Consider the following 21169-nt stretch of genomic DNA (forward strand, 5'->3'; position numbering starts at 1 on the left):
TGAAGTTATTGATGAAATAAGCTGTGGTTGAAGCTGCGGGAAATTGGAGTCCCGCTGCGGCTTCCTATATAAGAAGCGTATGATTCTTTAACCGGAATGTGAAACCGCTTTGACAGACCAGACGACGCCGAACGGGCCGATCGAGCCTGACGACATCGAGCCGATTTCCATTATCGAGGAGATGCAGCGCTCCTATCTCGATTACGCGATGAGCGTGATCGTGTCGCGCGCGCTTCCCGATGTACGCGACGGTCTCAAGCCCGTCCATCGCCGCATTCTCTATGCTTCCTATGAGAGCGGCTATCACTGGAACCGCAAATATGTGAAATCGGCGCGACCAGTTGCTGACGTGATGGGTAAATATCACCCTCATGGCGACGCCGCGATCTATGACGCCTTGGTCCGTATGGCGCAGGACTGGTCCATGCGCCTGCCTCTGATCGACGGTCAGGGCAATTTCGGCTCCATCGATGGCGATCCGCCGGCGGCCATGCGCTACACGGAATCCCGCCTGACCAAGGTGGCCGAAGAGCTCTTGAGCGATATCGACAAGGATACCGTCGAGTTCCAGGATACCTATGACGGCTCTGGAAGCGAACCTAAGGTGCTGCCGGCCCGCTATCCCAACCTGCTTGTCAATGGTTCGGGCGGTATTGCTGTCGGTATGGCAACAAACATTCCGCCGCACAATTTGGCGGAAGTGATCGATGGCTGTGTGGCTCTCATCGAGAACCCGGCCATGTCCGTAAACGAGATGTTGAGTATCGTCCCGGGTCCGGACTTCCCGACCGGCGGTATCATTCTTGGTCGTGCCGGTATTCGCAGCGCATATGAGTCCGGTCGCGGATCGGTGGTCATGCGCGGCCGTGTCGAGATCGAGAATATCCGCAATGATCGCGAAGCCATCATCATTACCGAGATTCCCTATCAGGTGAACAAGTCGGCGATGATCGAGAAGATGGCCGAACTCGTGCGTGACAAGCGCATTGAGGGCGTCTCCGACATTCGCGACGAGAGTGACCGCCAGGGCTATCGCGTGGTCATCGAGCTGAAGCGCGAGGCAATGGCCGATGTCGTCTTGAACCAGCTCTACCGCTACACGCCCCTGCAGACCTCGTTTGGCTGCAATATGGTGGCGCTCAATGGCGGCAAGCCGGAGGTTTTGAACCTTCTCGACATGCTGCGCGCCTTTGTGCATTTCCGCGAAGACGTGGTCAGCCGCCGCACGAAATATCTTCTGCGCAAGGCGCGCGAGCGCGCGCATGTGTTGGTCGGTCTGGCCATCGCCGTCGCCAATATCGACGAGGTCATCAAGCTGATCCGTCACGCGCCTGACCCGCAGACGGCGCGTGAACAGCTCATGACCCGCCGCTGGCCGGCACAGGATGTGGAAGCGTTGATCCACCTGATCGATGATCCGCGCCACCGCATCAATGAAGACGGCACCTACAATCTTTCGGAAGAGCAGGCGAGGGCCATCCTTGATCTGCGTCTGCAACGCCTCACGGCCCTTGGCCGCGACGAAATTGCGGATGAGTTGAACAAGATCGGCGCCGAGATCTCGGATTTCCTGGAGATACTGTCGTCCCGCGCGCGCATTCAGCAGATCGTGAAGGACGAGCTGATCGCGGTAAAAGACGAGTTCGGCACTCCGCGTCGTACCGAGATTTCCGACGCCGGTGCGGACATGGATGACGAGGACCTCATCCCGCGTGAGGACATGGTCGTCACCGTCACGCATAAGGGCTATATCAAGCGCGTTCCGCTTTCGCTCTACCGGGCCCAGGCCCGAGGCGGCAAGGGACGCTCGGGCATGTCGACCAAGGACGAGGATTTCGTCACGCGGTTGTTCGTTGCTAATACCCATACGCCGATCCTGTTCTTCTCCTCCCGTGGTATTGTCTACAAGGAAAAGGTCTGGCGCCTGCCTGTGGGTTCGCCGCAGTCGGTCGGGAAGTTCCTGCGTAACATGTTGCCGCTGCAGGAGGGCGAACGCATCACCACCATCATGCCGCTGCCTGAGGACGAGGACAGCTGGGATGATCTCTATGTGATGTTCGCGACGACCCGTGGCACGGTGCGCCGGAACAAGCTTTCCGACTTCGTCCAGGTGAACCGTAACGGCAAGATTGCCATGAAGCTGGATGAGGAAGGGGATGAGATTCTCGGCGTCTATACCTGCACCAGCGACGATGATGTTCTGCTGACCACCGCAGCCGGCCAGTGCATCCGCTTCCCCGTGGATGATGTCCGCGTCTTTGCCGGACGCAACTCGATCGGCGTGCGCGGCATCAATCTGGCTGATGGTGACAAGGTCATTTCGATCGCCATTCTGGGCCATGTGGAAGCCACACCGGCCGAACGTGCGGCCTATCTCAAACAGGCTGCCAATGAGCGCCGTCTTGCCTCGGGTGAGGAGGAGGATGTTGCACTTACCAATGAGGATGTCGGCGAGGAGACCGAACTGGGCATGGATCGCTACATGCAGCTGCGTGAAGCGGAGCAGTTCGTCCTCACCGTCAGCGAGTTCGGTTACGGCAAACGGTCGTCGAGCTACGATTTCCGGGTGATCGGCCGTGGCGGCAAGGGTATTCGCGCCACCGACGTCTCGAAAGCCGACGAGATCGGGCCCGTTGTTGCGGCCTTCCCGGTCGAGAAAGACGACCAGATCATGCTGGTCTCAAATTCAGGTCAGGTGATCCGTGTACCCGTCGCAGGCATACGCATTGCAAGCCGCGCCACGAAAGGCGTGACCATCTTCAACACGGCCAAAGGCGAGAGGGTGGTTTCCGTTGAGCGCATCTCCGAGCCTCAGGACGAGGCGGAGGAAGTTCTGGCCGACGCTGCTGAAGCTGAAGCGACCGAGTCGCAGTCTGCGCCATCAGCGGAAGACAACAATTCTTCAGACGCTCAAGACTAGATCAAGATGAGCGGCCGCTTCCGAGCGGCTGCTTCTTTGCCGGCTGGACGGCGGGCGAAGCAGCTAGGCCTTAGCGGCGATAAGGATAAGTGTCGCGGGCGACACGGTTTTCCAGCTTGACGCGCTGCGTCTCTTCGTTGAGGCTGATGGCAGTGGCGATCAGCATGGCAAAGGTCATTGCGGCGGCGAGTGTAAAGATCAGCATGTCCATTCTCCTTGCTCGCTAAACGACGAAACAAGTCATTTTGTTTCATCTGCATGCGCAATTTGCATTTTCACATGCCAACCGGGCCTGAACGGCAAGTTCACTTGCGGTTCATGTTGATCCGCTGTCCGGCAGCATGTGTTCTTCAATAGAGGCGAGCAAGATCATGATCGACTGGGCAACTCTTCTTTCCTATACCGTGGCGTGCGCGCTTCTTGTGATGGTGCCGGGACCGTCGGTCACGGTGATCATTGCGAATTCCTTGCGCCACGGAGCGCGGGCAGGTCTTGAAAATGTTCTGGGCACGCAGCTGGGATTGGCGACAATGATCGCTGTTCTCGTGGCCGGCATGGCCGCGATCATTGCTTCCATGGCCTGGCTTTTCGACATCTTGCGCATTGTCGGAGCTGCCTATCTCATCTGGCTTGGCTGGAAGATGTGGCGCACGGACGGCAAGCTCGCAGAACAGGGCGCTGCACCTGCGAAAACCTCCTTCATCCTGCAAGGCTTTGTCGTCATCTGGTCAAATCCGAAGGCGCTCTTGTTCTTTGGCGCCTTCATTCCGCAATTTGTCGATCCCGCTCATTCGCCACTCATCCAGACCGTGGCGTTGGGCGGCATATTCATGATCGTCGCGACGATCGGTGACTCGCTCTATGCATTTGCTGCCGCCGGAGCAGGCAAGTTCCTCACCCGCGCGCGCATTCGTATCGTGGAGCGTGTCTCGGGTACCTTCCTGATCGGTGGCGGGTTGTGGCTGGCCTTTGCGCGGCGTTGATGTGTCCATGGTTGACTTCAACCATGTGAGACGCACTAATCCGGCCAGGAATTTCAGGTGCCGCGGGAGATGAGCATGAATGAGAGAATCGCCTTTTATGCAGGTTCGTTCGATCCTCTCACCAATGGGCATCTGGATGTGCTCAAGGGCGCACTGACTGTTGCCGACAAGATCGTGTGCGGCATCGGTCTGCATCCGGGCAAGCAACCTCTTTTCAGCTTCGAAGAGCGAGTCGACCTGATCAAGCAGTCAGCGTCCGATGAGCTGCGGGAGGACAAGAACCGTATCGAGGTTGTGGCCTTCGATAATCTCGTCATCGATGCGGCACGCGATCACGGGGCCTCGATCATCATTCGTGGCCTGCGCGACGGCACCGACCTTGATTACGAGATGCAGATGGCGGGAATGAACGAGACCATGGCGCCTGACCTGCAGACCGTTTTTCTGCCGGCAAGTCCTTCGGTAAGGACCATCACCGCGACCCTGGTGCGCCAGATTGCCAGCATGGGTGGCGACATTTCGCCTTTCGTCCCCACAGTGGTGCGGCAGGCCCTGGTTGGAAAATACAAGGGCTGAGTGGCGCAGACCTGCTCCGACCACATTCTGCCCCCATCACGAAATCAGAATCTATAATGGAGTTTACTCATGCGTCTGGCACGTCTTGCCGCTTCCGCGCTGCTTGCGACCGCAATTGCCTTTCCCCTGGCCGCCAAGGCCGCCGATCCGGAGAACACGCTGGTGATCGAGCTGAAGGACGGCATCGTGGAGATCGCCCTGCGCCCCGATCTCGCACCGAAACATGTTGAGCGTATCAAGGAACTGGCCCGTTCCGGCGCCTATGACAATGTCGCGTTTCACCGCGTGATCGACGGCTTCATGGCGCAGACCGGCGATGTGCAGTTCGGTGACATGGAAGACGGCTTCAATCCAGCTCGTGCCGGCACCGGTAGCTCCGATCTTCCCGATCTGCCCGCCGAATTTTCTGACGCCACATTCGAGCGCGGCACTGTGGGCATGGCCCGCTCGCAGGATCCGAATTCGGCAAATTCCCAGTTCTTCATCAATTTCGCCCCTGCACCCTTCCTGAATGGGGCCTACACCATTGTAGGCGAGGTGGAATCGGGTATGGAGCATGTCGACGCCATCAAGCGTGGTGACAAGAAACGGAACGGTGTAGTCGAAAACCCGGACCGCATGATCGATGTCCGCATCAAGGCGGACGAGTAGTTCAATAGAAGGGGGCGTCCTCATGAGTGAAATCAAGGACCCGGAAAACACAATCATTCTCGAGACCACCAAGGGCAAGGCTGTCATCCAGCTTTTCCCGGATGTCGCACCGAACCATGTTGCGCGCATCAAGGAACTGGCGCGCGAGAAGTTCTATGACGGCATCGTCTTCCACCGCGTCATCGATGATTTTATGGCGCAGACGGGTGATCCGACCGGCACCGGCATGGGCGGCTCCGACAAGCCGGACCTGAAGGCCGAATTCTCAAACATCTCGCATGAGCGCGGCACCTGTTCCATGGCCCGTTCGCAGAACCCGAACTCTGCCAATTCGCAGTTCTTCATCTGCTTCTCCAAGTCGCCCTGGCTCGACCGCCAGTATTCGGTTTGGGGCCAAGTTGTCGAAGGCATGGAAGCCATCGACGAACTGAAACGTGGTGAGCCGGTTCAGAACCCCGACAAGATTGTCACCATGCGCGTGGCGGCAGACCTCGCCTGACCTGAGACGATTAAGCGCCCGGATGGTGGTTCCGTCCGGGCGCGAAATGCTGTAGCAGCAGCGCATGCGCGTTGATCAATTCGATTTCGAACTTCCTGAAAAGCTGATTGCCCTTCGTCCGGCAAGCCCGCGCGATTCCGCGCGACTGCTGGAGGTTGAGGGCGATCGGCTGGACGATCGCCGTGTGCGCGATCTCACGCAGATCCTGCGGCCCGGCGATGCTCTCGTTTTCAATGACACCAAGGTTGTGCCCGCACGCCTGAATGGCATCCGCCAGCGCGGCGAGGCCGTGGCACATATTGAAGCTACCCTGCATATGCGCACCGGTGCTGATCGCTGGAAGGCCTTCATCAAACCGGCCAAGCGCGTGAAGCAAGGCGAAGTGATCCGCTTCGGTGCGGATGGCGGTGCCTGTGAAGGCGCGACCTTGGACGCAACCGTTGCCGAAAAAGGCGAGGCAGGCGAAGTCCTGCTCGTCTTCGAGGTCTCCGGACCGGTTCTTGACGAGCGTATCGCGATGGTGGGGCAGATGCCCCTGCCACCCTATATCGCCGCCAAGCGCCCGGAAGACGAACGCGACGCCGTCGACTACCAGACCGTTTATGCGAAGGAAGAAGGGGCGGTCGCCGCACCCACCGCCGGTCTTCATTTCACGCCGGAGCTACTGCAGGCTCTGGCTGACATGGGTGTGGAGGAACATTACGTCACGCTTCATGTCGGGGCTGGCACCTTCCTGCCGGTAAAGGTGGATGACACCGCCGACCACAAGATGCATTCCGAATGGGGCGAGGTGGATGAAGCGACTGCCAATGCCCTGAACGCGGTGAAGGCGAGGGGCGGGCGCATCATCTCCGTCGGCACCACCTCCTTGCGCCTTCTGGAAAGCGCGGTCGATGAGAGCGGCAATATCATTCCGTGGAGTGGCGAGACAGACATCTTCATCACGCCGGGCTATCGCTTCCATACTGCAGACATGTTGATGACGAACTTCCATCTACCGAAATCTACGCTCTTCATGCTCGTCAGCGCCTTTGCCGGCTTTGAAACCATGAAGCGCGCCTATGCCCATGCCATCGAAAGCGGTTACCGCTTCTACTCCTACGGCGATTCCAGCCTGCTTTACCGGGAAGATCAGTGAGCGAGACATTCACATTCAAGCTGCTCGCGCGTGACGGTGCTGCACGCCGCGGCGAAATCACCATGCCGCGGGGAACGGTCCGTACACCTGCCTTCATGCCGGTGGGGACCGCAGGCACGGTCAAGGCCATGTATCTCGACCAGGTGCGCGAGCTTGGCAGCGACATCATCCTCGGCAACACTTACCATCTGATGTTGCGCCCGGGCGCCGAACGCATGGCACGGCTTGGGGGGCTACATGAGTTTGCCCGCTGGCCGCACCCGATCCTCACCGATTCCGGCGGTTTCCAGGTCATGTCTCTGGCTGACCTGCGCAAGATTACCGAAAAGGGTGTCACCTTCCGCTCGCATGTGGACGGGCAGGTGTTTGAAATGTCGCCTGAACGCTCAATCGAGATCCAGGGTCTGCTCGATTCCGATATTCAGATGCAGCTCGACGAATGTATCGCGCTTCCCGCAGAACGCAGGGAAATCGAACGTGCGATGGAACTCTCGCTTCGGTGGGCCGAGCGCTGCAAGACTGCCTTCGGTGACCAGCCCGGCAAGGCAATGTTCGGCATCGTGCAGGGTGGCGATGACGTTAAACTGCGCGAGCGGTCGGCTCAGGCACTGAAGTCGCTCGATCTGAAGGGCTATGCCGTGGGCGGCCTCGCCGTGGGTGAACCGCAGGAAGTCATGTTCGAGATGTTGGAGGCAACCTGTCCCCAGTTGCCGGAAGAAAAGCCGCGCTATCTGATGGGCGTGGGCACCCCCGACGACATTCTGGGCGCTGTTGCTCGCGGCATAGACATGTTCGACTGCGTCATGCCCACGCGTGCCGGGCGTCACGGCCTTGCATATACGCGCCACGGCAAGATCAATCTGAAGAATGCCCGTCATGCGGAAGATCACCGCCCGCTTGATGAAGAGAGCACCTGTCCCGCAAGTCGTGACTATTCCCGCGCCTATCTCCATCATCTGGTGCGCTCAAACGAGGCTCTGGGCGGCATGCTTTTGACCTGGAACAACCTTGCCTATTACCAGTCGTTGATGGCCGATATCCGGGCATCAATCGAGCAGGGCCGCTACGCCGAAAGGGCGGCAGAGATTCGCGCTGCCTGGGCGCAGGGCGATATTCCGCCGCTCTAGCCAAAGAAGTTCTGCTGCTTTGTGCAGCAAGCAATGCATGCACTATGGGCAGGCCGCTTACCATCTGCCTGAAAAATCGGCAGGGGCGCTCAAGCTGCAGAAAGAGCTTGCCTTTCCGGCACAGTAGATTTGAAATGCTTTCTGGAAAGGGAGCATTTCGTGTCGTTTTTTGATGAAATGCAGTCTGGAGAGGGTCCGCGTTCTCCTTATAGGGCCTACCAGCAATGGCTGAGCCAGCAGGATGCCAGTCGGCTGAATGCCAAGGCGCATGATGCCGAGCGCGTGTTTCGCAAGACCGGTATCACCTTTGCTGTATATGGCGAGGAAGAAGCCGCAGAACGCCTGATCCCGTTCGACATCGTGCCGCGCATCATCTCTGGTGGTGAGTGGCGTCGACTGGTGCAGGGAATTGAACAGCGCGTCCAGGCTCTCAACGCCTTTCTCGATGACATATATCACCGTCAGGAGATACTGCGCGCGGGTCGGATACCCCGTGAGATCATTGCCAACAATGATGCCTTCCTGCCCGAAATGATCGGCGTACGCCCGCCAGCCGGTGTTTATACGCATATTATCGGCGTTGACATTGTCCGTACCGACGAGAACGAATTCTTCGTTTTGGAAGACAATGCCCGCACACCTTCCGGCGTCTCTTACATGCTGGAGAACAGGGAGACCATGATGCAGCTCTTCCCCGAGCTGTTTCAAAAGGTCAGTGTCCGCCCGGTCGAGAACTACCCGCAGCTGTTGCGCAATTCGCTCGGCAATGTCCGCCCCCGAAACTGTGAAGGCGCACCGCGCATCGCCATCCTGACACCGGGAAGCTTCAACTCCGCCTATTTCGAACACGCCTTTCTCGCCGACCAGATGGGTGTGGAGCTGGTGGAGGGGCAGGATCTGCGTGTGATCGACGGGCGTGTGGCCATGCGCACGACACAGGGCTACAAGCCCATCGATGTGCTCTATCGGCGGGTGGATGACGACTATCTCGATCCGATGACGTTTCGGCCCGATTCGGCCCTTGGCGTTCCCGGTATCATGGATGTTTACCGTGCCGGAAATATCACCATCGCCAATGCGCCGGGCACGGGTATCGCCGATGACAAGGCGATCTACTCCTATATGCCCGAAATCATCGAATTCTATACGGGTCGCAAGGCCATCCTGCAGAATGTGCCCACCTGGCGCTGCTCCGAGCCGGATAGCCTGGACTATGTGCTTGAACATCTGTCGGAACTTGTCGTGAAGGAAGTTCACGGTTCCGGCGGCTACGGCATGCTCGTTGGCCCCGCCGCATCGAAGAAGGAGCGTGAAGCCTTCGCTGCCAAGCTGAAGGCGCGACCTTCGAATTATATTGCACAACCCACTCTATCGCTCTCCACCTGCCCCATCTTGACGGATGCCGGCCTTGCGCCGCGCCATGTGGACCTTCGCCCATTCGTGCTTGTGTCGGACGCGATACGCATCGTGCCGGGAGGCCTGACTCGTGTGGCCATGCGCGAAGGCTCGCTGGTGGTGAACTCGTCACAGGGTGGAGGAACCAAGGATACATGGGTGCTGAATGATTAGGGTGGCTGGATGACGGGCGAGCGCGGTCCATATTTCCGGGGAAAGGGCAGGGGCTAGCACATGCTTTTGGGGCGGGCGGCAAACGGACTGTTCTGGGTCAGCCGTTATATCGAGCGGGCCGAAAACATGGCGCGCCTCGTTGATACCGGTTTGCGCCTGTCGATCACCGAGACCAGCACGGCTTCCGATGAATGGCGCTCTGTGCTGTCAAGTGCCGGTGTCCGGGCAGCCTTTGAGGCAGCCCACAGCGAGTATTCGACCCCAATCGTCGCCGACTTTCTTCTGCGCGATCTGACCAATCCTTCAAGCGTGCTCTCCTCCATGGAAACGGCGCGCATGAATGCGCGCATGGTGCGCACGACGCTGACGCGCGAGGTGTGGGAAGCCATCAACGAAGCCTGGATGACCTTCAGGCGCCTTCTCACAAGCCCCGTAGACGAGCGAGACCTGCCGGCCGTGCTCGACGCGATTAAGCGCGAGGCTGCTCTCATAAGGGGCACATTTCAGGGCACCATGTTGCGCAATGAAATCTTTGAGTTCGCCCAGCTCGGGACATTGATAGAACGGGCCGACAACACGGCGCGCATTCTGGACGTCAAATATTTTGTTCTGCTTCCATCAGCGGCTTGGGTGGGATCCGTGCTGGATACGACCCAATGGCAGACAATCTTGCGCTCGGTTTCCGCCCATCGCTCCTACCGCTGGACCTATGAGGGCGAATACAGCCCCACAAATGTCGCCGATCATCTGATCCTGAACCGGCGCATGCCGCGGTCCCTGGCTTTTGCCTATAACGGCATATGTGCAAGCCTTGATGCGCTGGCGGAAGATTACGAGACCCGTCATCCTGCGCACGACATGGCGGCTCAAACCCTTGCCACGCTACGCGAAGCGTCGATCGAGACCATCGTTGACCGCGGGCTGCACGAGTTTCTGCGCTGTTTCATCCGCGACAATGCGCGGTTGGCCGACCAGATCGCCGCTGATTTCCGGTTCAATTGAGGCTGGTCGATGCGTTTGAAAATCTCCCACACGACCGAATATACCTACGATGTTCCCGTAGCTTACGCGCTTCAGCGCCTGCGTCTTTTCCCAAAGAGCGGTCAGTCGCAAAAGGTGCTGCAATGGAACCTGGAAATCGAAGGTGCGGAACAGGAACTGCGCTTCGACGACAGCTATGGAAACGACACGCGTCTCTTGAGCGCTCACAGCGATGCGACCCTGATGCGGGTAACGGTTCGCGGCCTGGTGGAGACACGAGAGACGAACGGCATCAGCGGCAAGCACACGGGCTGGGCACCACTGTGGCTGTTCCAGCGGACAAGCGCCATGTGTGAGCCGGGCGAGGCCGTGCGCAAACTGGCTGAGGGTCATCCCGTCCATGCAGAGGGCGATGCTAACCGTCTCCACGGTCTCATGGCCGATATTCGCGAGCAGGTGGCCTACGTCACCGGCGCAACCGATGCCGTGACCACGGCAGAAGAGGCTCTGGCTCGTGGCGAGGGTGTCTGCCAGGATCACAGCCACATCTTTCTGGCGGCGGCACGCCTCATGGGGTACCCGGCACGCTATGTCAGTGGGTATCTGAAGATGGATGGCGTGGAGGAGCAGACCGCCAGTCACGCCTGGGCCGAGGCCCATGTCGAGGGATTGGGCTGGGTCGGCTTCGATTGCTCCAATGGAATTTCGCCCGATGAGCGCTATGTCAGGATTGCCACGGGCCGCGATTACCGCGACGCCATGCCCATATCAGGCATCAGGCATGGACAATCGAAGGAAGAGCTTGCGGTGCATATTACTGTGGAGCAGTAATCATAAAAGCTGATTCCTGAAGGACGCTGAACGGCCATGACCTATTGCGTTGGGCTGAAGATCGATCGTGGGCTGGTCTTCATGTCGGATACCCGCACAAATGCCGGCGTTGATAATGTTTCCACCTTTCGCAAGATGCATAGCTGGGTGCGACCGGGAGAGCGTGTTCTGGTGCTGCTTTCCGCTGGCAATCTCGCAACGACACAGGCTGTCGTGAGCTTGCTGGAGGAGCGCTCAAAGGCGCCTGACGATCGCAACCCCACCATCCTGGAAGCTGCGTCCATGTATCAGGTCGCGCGTCTGGTAGGAGACACGGTCAAGGAAGTTATCCAGCAGTCCGCTCCCACCGGCCAGAATGCTGACGCCTTTGGGGCATCCTTCATCCTGGGTGGTCAGATCAACGGCATGGAGCCGCGTCTCTTCCTGATCTATCCGGAAGGAAACTTCATTGAATCGGGAGAAGATACGCCCTTCTTCCAGATAGGTGAGACGAAATACGGCAAGCCGATCCTGGTGCGCGCCCACGATCCTGCGATGAGCTTTGAAGAGACCGTGAAGCTATTGTTGGTTTCATTCGATTCGACGCTGAAGTCGAACCTCTCCGTCGGAATGCCTCTGGATCTCCTGTATTACGAGCGCGACAGCTACGAGATCGCGCTGCAAAAACGCTTCGAGCAGGATGACGCCTATTTCAAAGCCATTTCCGAAGGATGGTCGACAGCTTTGAAGACGGCATTTGGCAGTCTTCCCGACTTTACACGCTAGGCTTGGCGGGCTCGATCGACAGGCTTGTCGTCGATATTCTGTTGCTGCCAAGTCGGCTTTTACGATTGCGGGCAATTCATCATGACTGAGAAGAAAGCTGGCTCCTGTTTATGCGGCGCGGTGCAGTTTGAAGTAACGGGTGAATTTGAGAGCTTTTTCCTGTGTCACTGCACGCGCTGCCGCAAGGACACCGGTTCGGCACATGCGGCCAACCTGTTCTCCACCAAGGCGTCATTGGACTGGATTGCGGGCCAGGACTGCGTCCGGACCTATCGCGTTCCCGAATCCCGCCACGAGAAAAGCTTTTGCAGCAGATGCGGCTCTGCTGTGCCCGGCCTTCAAATGGAAGGTGCCCTGTTGGTCGTTCCTGCCGGAAGCATTGATGGTGAGATCGATATTCAGCCAACAGCACATATCTGCTTCGCGGATCGGGCGGATTGGTATCCGCGTCTGGAAAACACACCGCGAGTGGATCGTCTTCCTGGATAAAATCCATTCGCTTAAGGCGCATCTTTACATCTAAGCGTTTCCGCACATGCAAGCCGCAGCACGCGCCTGCACTTTCATTTACTTTCGTTTCTGCTATCTTGGCGAAAAGCGAAAGTGGTGGGCATGGTACTTCTTCCCAGGCATGAGCAGATATTGCAGTTGGCACGTGAGCATGGGCGCGTCGGTGTCGAAGATCTTGCGCGCCGTTTTGACGTGACGCCGCAGACGATCCGCAAGGACCTTAACGACCTGTGCGAGCAACGTCTCTTGAGCCGCATCCACGGCGGTGCGGTTCTGCCTTCGGGCATCGAGAACATGGAGTATGAAGCACGGCGAGACATGGCCGCAGGCGAAAAGAGGGCCATAGGCGAAGCCGCAGCAGCACTCATCCCCAACAGCGCCTCCCTGTTCATCAATATCGGGACCACGACTGAAGCAGTCAGCAATGCACTTCTGGACCATGAGGGGCTTCTGGTCATTACCAATAACATCAATGTTGCCAACAGGATGCGGGTCTATCCCCAAATTGAGGTGATCATCGCAAGCGGTGTCGTCCGCGGCTCCGACGGCGGCATTGTGGGCGAGGCGGCGGTGGATTTCTTTCGCCAGTTCCGTGTCGATTACGCGGTCATCGGCGTCTCGGCGGTCGATGAGGATGGCTCGCTTTTCGATTTCGACTTTCGCGAGGTCAAGGTCGCCCAGGCGATCATCGAGAATGCCCGCCACGTGATCATGGTCACCGACGCCTCCAAGTTCGAGCGCACCGCTCCCGTTCGTATCGGCCATGTCTCAAAGGTGGATACCTTTATTACGGATCATTGCCCGAGCGAGCGCTTCAGGCGCATCTGCAAGGACGGGAATGTCGAACTGATCGAAACCGAAAGTCCATGAACGCCCGTTCGGCTTGAGTGCTCTTGGGTGTGAAGCAGCGGGAATATTCGTTTGACATTCGTTTTGCCTTCGCTTTACTTTCGTTTCTAGAAAGTCACTTCGCGCTAGGAGGAGCAGTTGGACGCCAGCCGGCATGACACGGGATCGGTCCGCGATCTTTTCATCATTGGCGGCGGCATCAATGGCTGCGGAATCGCGCGTGATGCGGTGGGGCGAGGCTACTCAGTCGCACTGGCTGAGATGAACGATCTAGCCAGCGGCACCTCATCAGCTTCTACCAAACTCATTCATGGCGGGCTGCGCTATCTGGAGCACTACGAGTTCCGGCTCGTGCGCGAAGCTCTGATGGAGCGCGAGGTTCTGTGGAAGAGCGCGCCTCATATCATCCGTCCGATGCGCTTCGTGCTGCCCATCCACAAGGGTCTGCGGCCCGGCTGGCTTATCCGCCTTGGCCTCTTCCTTTATGATCACATTGGTGGGCGCAAACTCCTGCCGCCGACGCGCACGCTGGACATGCGCTCCGATCCGATGGGGGAGCCGCTCAAGGCGAACTACCGGCGTGCTTTCGAATATTCCGATTGCTGGGTCGAGGATGCGCGCCTTGTCGTGCTCAATGCCCGCGACGCCGCAGATCGCGGCGCAGAGATCGCGACGCGCACCAAGGTTACGCATGTGCGTGTCGAAGACGGCATCTGGATTGTCGAGCTCGAAGACCTCACAACGGGTGAGAAGAGCGAGACGCGCGCCCGCATGCTGATCAATGCGGCAGGCCCATGGGTGGATGATGTCATCTCCGGCGCGCTCGGCCGCAACAATGCCCAGAATGTGCGCCTCGTGCGCGGCAGCCATATCGTCGTTCCCAAGATCTATGACGACGAACGCGCCTATTTCTTCCAGAACGCGGACGGGCGCATTTTCTTCGCCATCCCCTATGAGAACGACTACACGCTGATCGGAACGACCGACAAGGATCACGACGGCCAGCCGGGCAAGGTCGAGATCGATCAGGAAGAGATTGAATATCTCTGCAATTCCGCAAGCGAGTATTTCAAGCAGCCGGTGAAGCCTGAAGACATTGTCTGGAACTATTCCGGCGTGCGCTCGCTGTTTGATGACGGTGCAAGCAAGGCGCAGGAAGCCACCCGCGATTATGTCCTGAAGGTGGAAGAGGGTGCAGGTGCCCCGGTGCTTCATGTCTTTGGCGGCAAGATCACCACATTCCGCAAGCTTGCCGAATCCGCACTGGACGAGATCGGCGAGAAACTGGGCACCAGGGGCAGCCCCTGGACCGATAGCGCGAAGCTGCCGGGTGGTGGTTTTGCGACCGATGCCTATGAGGCGGAGGTCTCGCGCCTGAAGAGGGATTATCCGTTCCTCGACGATATTCTGTCGCGCCGACTTGTACGCCTCTACGGAACCGAGGCTCGTGCTATACTCGCTGATGCGAAAGAGGTTCAGCATCTGGGAGAACATTTCGGCGCTGACCTTTATGAAGCGGAGCTACGCCATCTTGCCCGTCGGGAGTGGGCAATGACGGCGGAGGACGTCCTGTGGCGGCGCACAAAGCGCGGCCTGAAACTGTCGAACGAGCAGGCGGCGCGTGTCGACGCCTTCATGCGGGAGGAAGCTGCAAGGATACGGGAACAGTATCCGGTGGCAGATAGATTGGGAGGAGAGGCAGGTGCTGGAACTTCGTGACGTATCGAAGACGGTATCTGGCGAGAAACACATTCGTGGTGTTTCACTAAAGCTGGAGCAGGGGAGCCTGAACGTCCTTCTGGGACCGACACTCTCCGGCAAGACGACGCTGATGCGCCTGATGGCGGGGCTGGACAAGCCGACTTCAGGCTCGGTCTGGATGGATGGCGAGGACGTGACGGGTGTTCCCGTGCAGCGCCGCTCCGTTGCCATGGTCTATCAGCAGTTCATCAACTACCCCGCAATGACCGTCTACGAGAACATCGCTTCGCCCTTGCGCGTGGCTGGTGCGCCCGCCGAGACCATCAGGAAGCGCGTTGGTGAAGCCGCAGAGCTCTTGCGTCTCACGCCCTATCTCGATCGCACACCCCTGGAGCTTTCCGGTGGTCAGCAGCAACGCACGGCCCTGGCCCGCGCGATCGTGAAGGATGCGCGGCTGGTCCTGCTTGATGAGCCGCTCGCCAATCTCGACTACAAGCTGCGCGAGGAACTGCGCGCCGAACTGCCGAAAATCTTCTCCGCGACCGGCGCGATCTTCGTCTATGCAACGACGGAACCGAGCGAAGCGCTTCTGCTTGGCGGCAATACGGCCACCTTGAGCGAGGGGCAGGTTACACAGTTCGGTCCGACCGTAGATGTCTTCCGCAAACCGAACGACCTCGTCACCGCTCGCACCTTCTCAGACCCGCCGCTCAACACGGTGGAAGTGGAGAAGAAGGGTGAAAGTTTTCTGCTCGCTGAGGGCGACCGGCTTTCGGTTCCCGCCGAGTACAACGCGCTCTCCGATGGTCGCTACATTATCGGCTTCCAGCCTCATCATCTGCGGCTGAAGGCTTCGGATGCCGCAAATGCGCTCAGGGCGCGCGTAACGGTGACAGAGATCACCGGCTCGGAAAGCTTCATCCATGTGGACTATGCAGGCAATCGGTGGGTGATGCTTGAAGAAGGCGTTCACCGTCTCGACGTTGACGATACGGTCGGCATCGAAATCGAGACACGCCATTTGCTCGTCTTTGACATTGACGGCCGTAGCGCCGGCTCACTCCAGCAGGCTGCCTGAGGAGGGGCTTTGAATGGCACGCATCGATCTCGACAATATCCGCCACGCCTACAGGCCTGAGCCAACAGGCGATGAGGACTACGCGCTGAAGCGGGTACATCACACATTCGTGGACGGTGGCGCCTATGCGCTTCTGGGACCGTCGGGCTGTGGCAAGACAACCCTGCTCAACATCATTTCCGGCCTGCTTCGACCAAGTGAGGGGCGTATTCTCTTCAACGGGAACAACGTGACCGACCTGCCCACCGAAGCCCGCAACATCGCGCAGGTTTTCCAGTTCCCGGTCGTCTACGACACGATGACAGTCTATGAGAACCTCGCATTTCCGCTGCGCAATCGTGGGGTCTCCGAGGATATCGTCGACAAGCGCGTGCGCGAGATCATCACCATGATTGGACTCGAGGAGCGCGCAAAGCGCAAGGCGCAGGGGCTCACCGCCGACGAGAAGCAAAAGATCTCCCTTGGGCGGGGCCTTGCCCGTGCCGACGTCAATGCGATCCTCTTCGACGAGCCGCTGACGGTGATCGACCCGCATATGAAGTGGGAATTGCGCACGCAGTTGAAGGAGCTGCACCGCCGTTTCGGCTACACGATGGTCTATGTGACGCATGATCAGACCGAGGCACTGACTTTCGCTGACAATGTCGTCGTCATGTATGAAGGCGAGATCGTCCAGATCGGCACGCCCGAAGAGCTCTTCGAGCGACCCACACATACTTTCGTCGGCTATTTCATCGGCTCGCCTGGAATGAACCTGCTGCCGGTGGAGGTAAGCGGCCAGTCTGCGCGCATGGGGCAGACAGTCATCGAACTTCCCGCAACGCCAAAAAAACAATCCGGCAAACTGGAACTGGGCATACGCCCGGAATTCGTCAGCGTCGGACGTTCCGGCTATCCGGTAAAGGTCGACAAGGTGGAGGATATCGGGCGGCGCAAGATCGTCCGCGCCAGCCTTGAAGGCCAGGAAATCGCGGCGGTCGTGGACGAAGATGCCGAGATACCTGCGGAAGCGCATGTAAGTTTCGATGCTGCGCATCTCAATCTCTACGCCAATTCATGGCGGGTGGAAATGGACGGGGAGGCCGGTCATGGAGCGTAGCTGGAACAACAAGGCCTGGTTCCTTGTGCTGCCGGTTCTGGTTCTGGTGGCCTTCTCCGCAATCATCCCGCTGATGACGGTCGTGAACTACTCGGTCCAGGACACTTTCGGCAATAATGTCTTCTTCTGGGCTGGCACCGAATGGTTCCAGGAAATACTGGATTCCGATCGCTTCTGGGCTGCAATGGGCCGAAACCTGGCCTTCTCGGCCATTATTCTGGCCATAGAGGTGCCGCTTGGCATTCTCATCGCGCTCAACATGCCCAGAAAGGGCTGGGGCGTGCCCGTCTGCCTTGTGCTGATGGCATTGCCGCTGCTGATCCCCTTCAACGTTGTGGGTACCATCTGGCAGGTCTTCGGTCGCATCGATATCGGCCTTCTGGGCCGCGGGCTCTATCTGCTGGGCTTCGACTACAACTATGTGAGCGATCCGGTCGACGCATGGCTGACGCTCATCGTCATGGATGTATGGCACTGGACAAGCCTGGTCGTGCTGCTTTGCTATGCCGGTCTGGTGTCGATACCTGACGCCTATTACCAGGCGGCCAAGATCGACGGCGCATCGCGCTGGGCCGTGTTCCGCTATATCCAGCTTCCGAAGATGCACCGGGTCCTGCTGATCGCGGTCCTGCTGCGCTTCATGGACTCCTTCATGATCTATACCGAGCCCTTCGTGGTCACGGGCGGCGGTCCGGGCAATTCGACCACCTTCCTCTCCATCGATCTGGTGAAGCTCGCGATCGGCGAATTCAATCTGGGCGAAGCGGCCGCGATGTCGCTGATCTACTTCCTGATCATCCTCCTGATGTCATGGGTGTTCTACACCGTCATGACGAACTACGGCACGGAGAAGCGGTGATGGCGACGAAGAACGAAGCCATGGCGGCGCGGGTCACATCGGGCGAGGGCGCTTCTGCCATCTCCCAGGACGACAGGCAGATGGCGCAGATCATGATGAAGCGGGGGCGTGAATCCCGCTTCTGGTGGCTGGTACCGACGATCTACATCATCTTCCTGATGCTGCCGATCTACTGGCTCATGAATATGAGCTTCAAGACGAATACCGAAATCCTGTCCACTTTCTCGCTGTGGCCACAGAACCCGACGATCCGGAACTATATGGTGATCTTCACCGATCCGTCCTGGTATTCGGGCTATATCAACTCGATCATCTATGTGGTCATGAACACGGTTATCTCGGTAACGGTGGCACTGCCGGCAGCCTATGCCTTCTCGCGCTACCGCTTCCTGGGCGACAAGCATCTGTTCTTCTGGCTTTTGACGAACCGCATGGCGCCACCCGCCGTCTTCGCGTTGCCGTTCTTCCAGCTCTATTCGGCTTTCGGGCTGATCGACACGCATATCGCGGTCGCCATCGCGCACTGCCTTTTCAACGTGCCGCTGGCAGTCTGGATTCTGGAGGGCTTCATGTCCGGCGTGCCGAAGGAGATCGACGAGACAGCCTATATTGATGGCTATTCGTTCCCGCGCTTCTTCGTGAAGATCTTCATGCCGCTGATCGCGAGTGGTATCGGCGTGGCAGCCTTCTTCTGCTTCATGTTCTCCTGGGTGGAACTGCTTATCGCACGCACCCTGACGACGACTGACGCGAAGCCAATCGCAGCCACCATGACGCGAACCGTGTCTGCCTCGGGTATGGATTGGGGCGTGCTGGCGGCAGCCGGCGTTCTGACGATCATCCCGGGCGCGCTCGTGATCTGGTTTGTCCGCAACTACATCGCCAAGGGCTTTGCCCTGGGTCGGGTCTGAGGAGGAGATGATGAACCTTTCATGGATGGCCTGGACCTGGCCGACGGCACTCTTCTTCATCACCATCGCTGCACTTCTGGCTTCGATGGCCGTGTGGGAATATTTCTCGCCGGGTGGAAATCCGCGGGTCGGCATTCTGCGCTTCGAGACAACGCGCGGCGACCGCCTTTTCGTGTCGCTGCTGGGCAGCGCGTTCATTCATCTTGCATGGTTGGGCTGGGTAGGACCCAATCTGTGGTGGGCTCTTGGCCTTTCGCTGGTCTACGCGCTTGGCGTGTTCCGGTTCGTTTAGGCGTCAAGGAGATGGGTGGCGGCATGAGCCGTCTCCCGAACTGGTGTTTTTGTAAGGGAGGATACTATGCAACGGCACTTGTTGATGACGACCTCGGCCCTGCTCCTTTTGATGGGAACGGGCGGAGCTTTTGCAGGCATGGAGGAAGCCAAGGAGTTCCTTGATGCCGAAATCGGCGACATGTCCACGCTCTCCAGGGAGGAGCAGGAAGCGGAAATGCAGTGGTTCGTGGACGCTGCAGAGCCATTCCAGGGCATGGAGATCAAGGTCGTCTCCGAAACGATCACCACCCATGAATATGAATCCAAGGTGCTCGCTCCGGCCTTCACCGCAATCACCGGCATCAAGGTCACTCATGACCTGATCGGCGAAGGCGATGTGGTGGAGAAACTGCAGACGCAGATGCAGTCGGGCGAAAACATCTATGACGCCTATATCAACGATTCCGACCTCATCGGCACCCACTGGCGCTATCAGCAGGCACGCAGCCTTTCCGACTGGATGGAAGGCACCGGCAAGGATGTGACGAACCCGAACCTCGATATCGAGGATTTCATCGGCATCTCCTTCACCACCGCACCCGATGGTGAAATCTACCAGCTCCCTGACCAGCAGTTCGCCAACCTCTACTGGTTCCGCTACGACTGGTTCAACGACGAGAAGAACAAGGCCGATTTCAAGGAGAAATACGGCTACGAGCTTGGCGTGCCGGTCAACTGGTCGGCCTATGAAGACATTGCCGAATTCTTCACCGGCCGCGAGATCGATGGCCAGAAGGTCTATGGCCATATGGACTACGGCAAGAAGGACCCGTCCCTTGGCTGGCGCTTCACCGATGCATGGCTCTCCATGGCCGGCAACGGCGACAAGGGCATCCCGAACGGCAATCCTGTCGATGAATGGGGTATCAAGGTCGACGAGAATTCGCGTCCTGTCGGTTCCTGTGTTGCCCGCGGTGGCGACACGAATGGCCCGGCTGCCGTCTATTCCATCGAGAAATATCTCGAATGGATGGAAAAATACGCGCCACCGGAAGCACAAGGCATGACGTTCTCCGAATCCGGTCCGGTGCCGGCTCAGGGTCAGATCGCCCAGCAGATCTTCTGGTACACCGCCTTCACCGCAGACATGGTGAAGGATGGTCTTCCAGTCGTGAACGAGGATGGCACGCCCAAGTGGCGCATGGCACCAAGCCCACATGGTGTCTACTGGAAGGACGGCATGAAGCTTGGCTACCAGGACGCAGGTTCCTGGACGCTGATGAAGTCAACGCCTGATGATCGTGCAAAAGCTGCATGGCTCTATGCGCAGTTCGTGACCTCTAAGACGGTTGATGTGAAGAAGAGCCATGTCGGTCTGACATTCATCCGCGAGTCCACGATTCAGCACGAGAGCTTCACCGAGCGCGCACCGAAACTGGGCGGCCTGGTCGAATTCTATCGCTCTCCGGCCCGCGTACAGTGGACTCCGACAGGCACGAACGTCCCCGACTATCCGAAGCTGGCGCAGCTCTGGTGGCAGGCCATCGGCGATGCTTCTTCGGGTGCGAAAACCGCTCAGGAAGCCATGGATTCGCTCTGCGAAGAGCAGGAAAAGGTCCTTTCACGACTTGAGCGCGCTGGCATCCAGGGCGATATCGGGCCGAAGCTCGCTGAAGAGCACGATATCGAGTACTGGAACAAGCAGGCTCAGGAGGCTGGCAACCTTGCGCCCCAGCTGAAGATCGAGAATGAAAAGGAAGAGCCGAAGACGGTGAATTACGACGAGCTCGTCAAGAGCTGGAGCGAAAACTAGTCTTCCCACATCAGTGAAATTGAAGGAGGCGGGTCA

The 21169-nt window shown here is 58.6% G+C and carries 21 protein-coding genes; 20 read left to right on the top strand and 1 reads right to left on the bottom strand.

Annotation, left to right across the window (positions count from 1 at the left end; translation table 11 throughout):
- The first annotated feature begins 109 nt into the window (after positions 1 to 109).
- A complete protein-coding gene (gene gyrA / locus WA367_RS08545; protein WP_336056360.1) occupies positions 110 to 2920 on the top strand; it encodes a DNA gyrase subunit A in 2811 nt (936 codons plus the stop codon).
- Between the two features lie 70 nt (positions 2921 to 2990).
- Here gyrA and WA367_RS08550 read toward each other — a convergent pair whose 3' ends face one another.
- Entirely contained in the window at positions 2991 to 3125 is a 135-nt protein-coding gene (locus WA367_RS08550) for a hypothetical protein (protein WP_280113656.1), read from the bottom strand.
- Positions 3126 to 3291: 166 nt separating this feature from the next.
- On the opposite strand from WA367_RS08550, the gene WA367_RS08555 reads away from it, so the two are divergent.
- The 19 genes from WA367_RS08555 to WA367_RS08645 all read left to right on the top strand — a co-directional run bounded on the left by WA367_RS08555 (position 3292) and on the right by WA367_RS08645 (position 21133).
- Positions 3292 to 3903 (top strand): LysE family translocator, encoded by a 612-nt coding sequence (locus tag WA367_RS08555; RefSeq protein ID WP_336056361.1) that lies wholly within the window; start codon positions 3292 to 3294, stop codon positions 3901 to 3903.
- A gap of 75 nt (positions 3904 to 3978) precedes the next feature.
- Positions 3979 to 4479, top strand: a complete 501-nt coding sequence (gene coaD, locus WA367_RS08560; RefSeq protein WP_336056362.1) for a pantetheine-phosphate adenylyltransferase — start codon at positions 3979 to 3981, stop codon at positions 4477 to 4479.
- Between the two features lie 69 nt (positions 4480 to 4548).
- The gene (locus WA367_RS08565) at positions 4549 to 5130 is read left to right on the top strand and encodes a peptidylprolyl isomerase (protein ID WP_336056363.1); all 582 of its coding nucleotides are present in this window, start codon (positions 4549 to 4551) and stop codon (positions 5128 to 5130) included.
- Between the two features lie 22 nt (positions 5131 to 5152).
- The gene (locus tag WA367_RS08570) at positions 5153 to 5629 is read left to right on the top strand and encodes a peptidylprolyl isomerase (RefSeq protein WP_336056364.1); all 477 of its coding nucleotides are present in this window, start codon (positions 5153 to 5155) and stop codon (positions 5627 to 5629) included.
- A gap of 64 nt (positions 5630 to 5693) precedes the next feature.
- Positions 5694 to 6767 (top strand): tRNA preQ1(34) S-adenosylmethionine ribosyltransferase-isomerase QueA, encoded by a 1074-nt coding sequence (gene queA / locus WA367_RS08575; protein ID WP_336056365.1) that lies wholly within the window; start codon positions 5694 to 5696, stop codon positions 6765 to 6767.
- On the top strand, positions 6764 to 7894 hold the full coding sequence (tgt, locus tag WA367_RS08580) for a tRNA guanosine(34) transglycosylase Tgt (RefSeq protein WP_336056366.1): 1131 nt from the start codon (positions 6764 to 6766) through the stop codon (positions 7892 to 7894). The genes queA and tgt overlap by 4 nt, the downstream gene beginning before the upstream one ends.
- Positions 7895 to 8053: 159 nt before the next feature.
- Entirely contained in the window at positions 8054 to 9463 is a 1410-nt protein-coding gene (locus WA367_RS08585) for a circularly permuted type 2 ATP-grasp protein (protein ID WP_336056367.1), read from the top strand.
- Positions 9464 to 9523: 60 nt separating this feature from the next.
- Positions 9524 to 10465 carry an alpha-E domain-containing protein gene (locus WA367_RS08590; protein WP_336056368.1) on the top strand — a complete coding sequence of 314 codons (942 nt, stop codon included), beginning with the start codon at positions 9524 to 9526 and terminating at the stop codon, positions 10463 to 10465.
- 9 nt (positions 10466 to 10474) lie between these two features.
- Positions 10475 to 11275 carry a transglutaminase family protein gene (locus WA367_RS08595; protein WP_336056369.1) on the top strand — a complete coding sequence of 267 codons (801 nt, stop codon included), beginning with the start codon at positions 10475 to 10477 and terminating at the stop codon, positions 11273 to 11275.
- A gap of 36 nt (positions 11276 to 11311) precedes the next feature.
- Complete coding sequence (locus WA367_RS08600) at positions 11312 to 12040, top strand: proteasome-type protease (RefSeq protein WP_336056370.1); 729 nt, start codon at positions 11312 to 11314, stop codon at positions 12038 to 12040.
- Positions 12041 to 12121: 81 nt separating this feature from the next.
- On the top strand, positions 12122 to 12529 hold the full coding sequence (locus WA367_RS08605) for a GFA family protein (RefSeq protein ID WP_336056371.1): 408 nt from the start codon (positions 12122 to 12124) through the stop codon (positions 12527 to 12529).
- 123 nt (positions 12530 to 12652) lie between these two features.
- Entirely contained in the window at positions 12653 to 13420 is a 768-nt protein-coding gene (locus WA367_RS08610; RefSeq protein ID WP_336056372.1) for a DeoR/GlpR family DNA-binding transcription regulator, read from the top strand.
- Positions 13421 to 13537: 117 nt separating this feature from the next.
- Complete coding sequence (gene glpD, locus WA367_RS08615) at positions 13538 to 15118, top strand: glycerol-3-phosphate dehydrogenase (RefSeq protein ID WP_336056373.1); 1581 nt, start codon at positions 13538 to 13540, stop codon at positions 15116 to 15118.
- Entirely contained in the window at positions 15102 to 16178 is a 1077-nt protein-coding gene (locus tag WA367_RS08620) for an ABC transporter ATP-binding protein (RefSeq protein ID WP_336056374.1), read from the top strand. The genes glpD and WA367_RS08620 overlap by 17 nt, the downstream gene beginning before the upstream one ends.
- A 13-nt stretch (positions 16179 to 16191) precedes the next feature.
- Entirely contained in the window at positions 16192 to 17277 is a 1086-nt protein-coding gene (locus tag WA367_RS08625; protein ID WP_336056375.1) for an ABC transporter ATP-binding protein, read from the top strand.
- Complete coding sequence (locus WA367_RS08630; protein ID WP_336056376.1) at positions 17267 to 18136, top strand: carbohydrate ABC transporter permease; 870 nt, start codon at positions 17267 to 17269, stop codon at positions 18134 to 18136. The genes WA367_RS08625 and WA367_RS08630 overlap by 11 nt, the downstream gene beginning before the upstream one ends.
- Before the next feature lie 92 nt (positions 18137 to 18228).
- A complete protein-coding gene (locus WA367_RS08635) occupies positions 18229 to 19047 on the top strand; it encodes a carbohydrate ABC transporter permease (protein ID WP_336057080.1) in 819 nt (272 codons plus the stop codon).
- Between the two features lie 10 nt (positions 19048 to 19057).
- Positions 19058 to 19339 carry a DUF2160 domain-containing protein gene (locus WA367_RS08640; RefSeq protein ID WP_336057081.1) on the top strand — a complete coding sequence of 94 codons (282 nt, stop codon included), beginning with the start codon at positions 19058 to 19060 and terminating at the stop codon, positions 19337 to 19339.
- Positions 19340 to 19405: 66 nt separating this feature from the next.
- A complete protein-coding gene (locus tag WA367_RS08645) occupies positions 19406 to 21133 on the top strand; it encodes an ABC transporter substrate-binding protein (protein WP_336056377.1) in 1728 nt (575 codons plus the stop codon).
- Positions 21134 to 21169: the final 36 nt, after the last annotated feature.

This window comes from Nitratireductor sp. CH_MIT9313-5 (assembly GCF_037029545.1).
Lineage (GTDB): Bacteria > Pseudomonadota > Alphaproteobacteria > Rhizobiales > Rhizobiaceae > Chelativorans.

What these genes read in the sequence shown, in the direction of transcription:
- WA367_RS08630 (WP_336056376.1), top strand. Translation starts at nt 17,267, where the DNA reads ATGGAGCGTAGCTGGAACAACAAGGCCTGGTTCCTTGTGCTGCCGGTT.
- WA367_RS08645 (WP_336056377.1), top strand. Translation starts at nt 19,406, where the DNA reads ATGCAACGGCACTTGTTGATGACGACCTCGGCCCTGCTCCTTTTGATG.
- coaD (WP_336056362.1), top strand. Translation starts at nt 3,979, where the DNA reads ATGAATGAGAGAATCGCCTTTTATGCAGGTTCGTTCGATCCTCTCACC.
- WA367_RS08570 (WP_336056364.1), top strand. Translation starts at nt 5,153, where the DNA reads ATGAGTGAAATCAAGGACCCGGAAAACACAATCATTCTCGAGACCACC.
- queA (WP_336056365.1), top strand. Translation starts at nt 5,694, where the DNA reads ATGCGCGTTGATCAATTCGATTTCGAACTTCCTGAAAAGCTGATTGCC.
- WA367_RS08595 (WP_336056369.1), top strand. Translation starts at nt 10,475, where the DNA reads ATGCGTTTGAAAATCTCCCACACGACCGAATATACCTACGATGTTCCC.
- WA367_RS08550 (WP_280113656.1), bottom strand. Translation starts at nt 3,125, where the DNA reads ATGCTGATCTTTACACTCGCCGCCGCAATGACCTTTGCCATGCTGATC.
- WA367_RS08605 (WP_336056371.1), top strand. Translation starts at nt 12,122, where the DNA reads ATGACTGAGAAGAAAGCTGGCTCCTGTTTATGCGGCGCGGTGCAGTTT.
- WA367_RS08600 (WP_336056370.1), top strand. Translation starts at nt 11,312, where the DNA reads ATGACCTATTGCGTTGGGCTGAAGATCGATCGTGGGCTGGTCTTCATG.
- WA367_RS08590 (WP_336056368.1), top strand. Translation starts at nt 9,524, where the DNA reads ATGCTTTTGGGGCGGGCGGCAAACGGACTGTTCTGGGTCAGCCGTTAT.
- WA367_RS08555 (WP_336056361.1), top strand. Translation starts at nt 3,292, where the DNA reads ATGATCGACTGGGCAACTCTTCTTTCCTATACCGTGGCGTGCGCGCTT.
- WA367_RS08565 (WP_336056363.1), top strand. Translation starts at nt 4,549, where the DNA reads ATGCGTCTGGCACGTCTTGCCGCTTCCGCGCTGCTTGCGACCGCAATT.
- WA367_RS08610 (WP_336056372.1), top strand. Translation starts at nt 12,653, where the DNA reads ATGGTACTTCTTCCCAGGCATGAGCAGATATTGCAGTTGGCACGTGAG.
- WA367_RS08635 (WP_336057080.1), top strand. Translation starts at nt 18,229, where the DNA reads ATGATGAAGCGGGGGCGTGAATCCCGCTTCTGGTGGCTGGTACCGACG.
- WA367_RS08625 (WP_336056375.1), top strand. Translation starts at nt 16,192, where the DNA reads ATGGCACGCATCGATCTCGACAATATCCGCCACGCCTACAGGCCTGAG.
- WA367_RS08640 (WP_336057081.1), top strand. Translation starts at nt 19,058, where the DNA reads ATGAACCTTTCATGGATGGCCTGGACCTGGCCGACGGCACTCTTCTTC.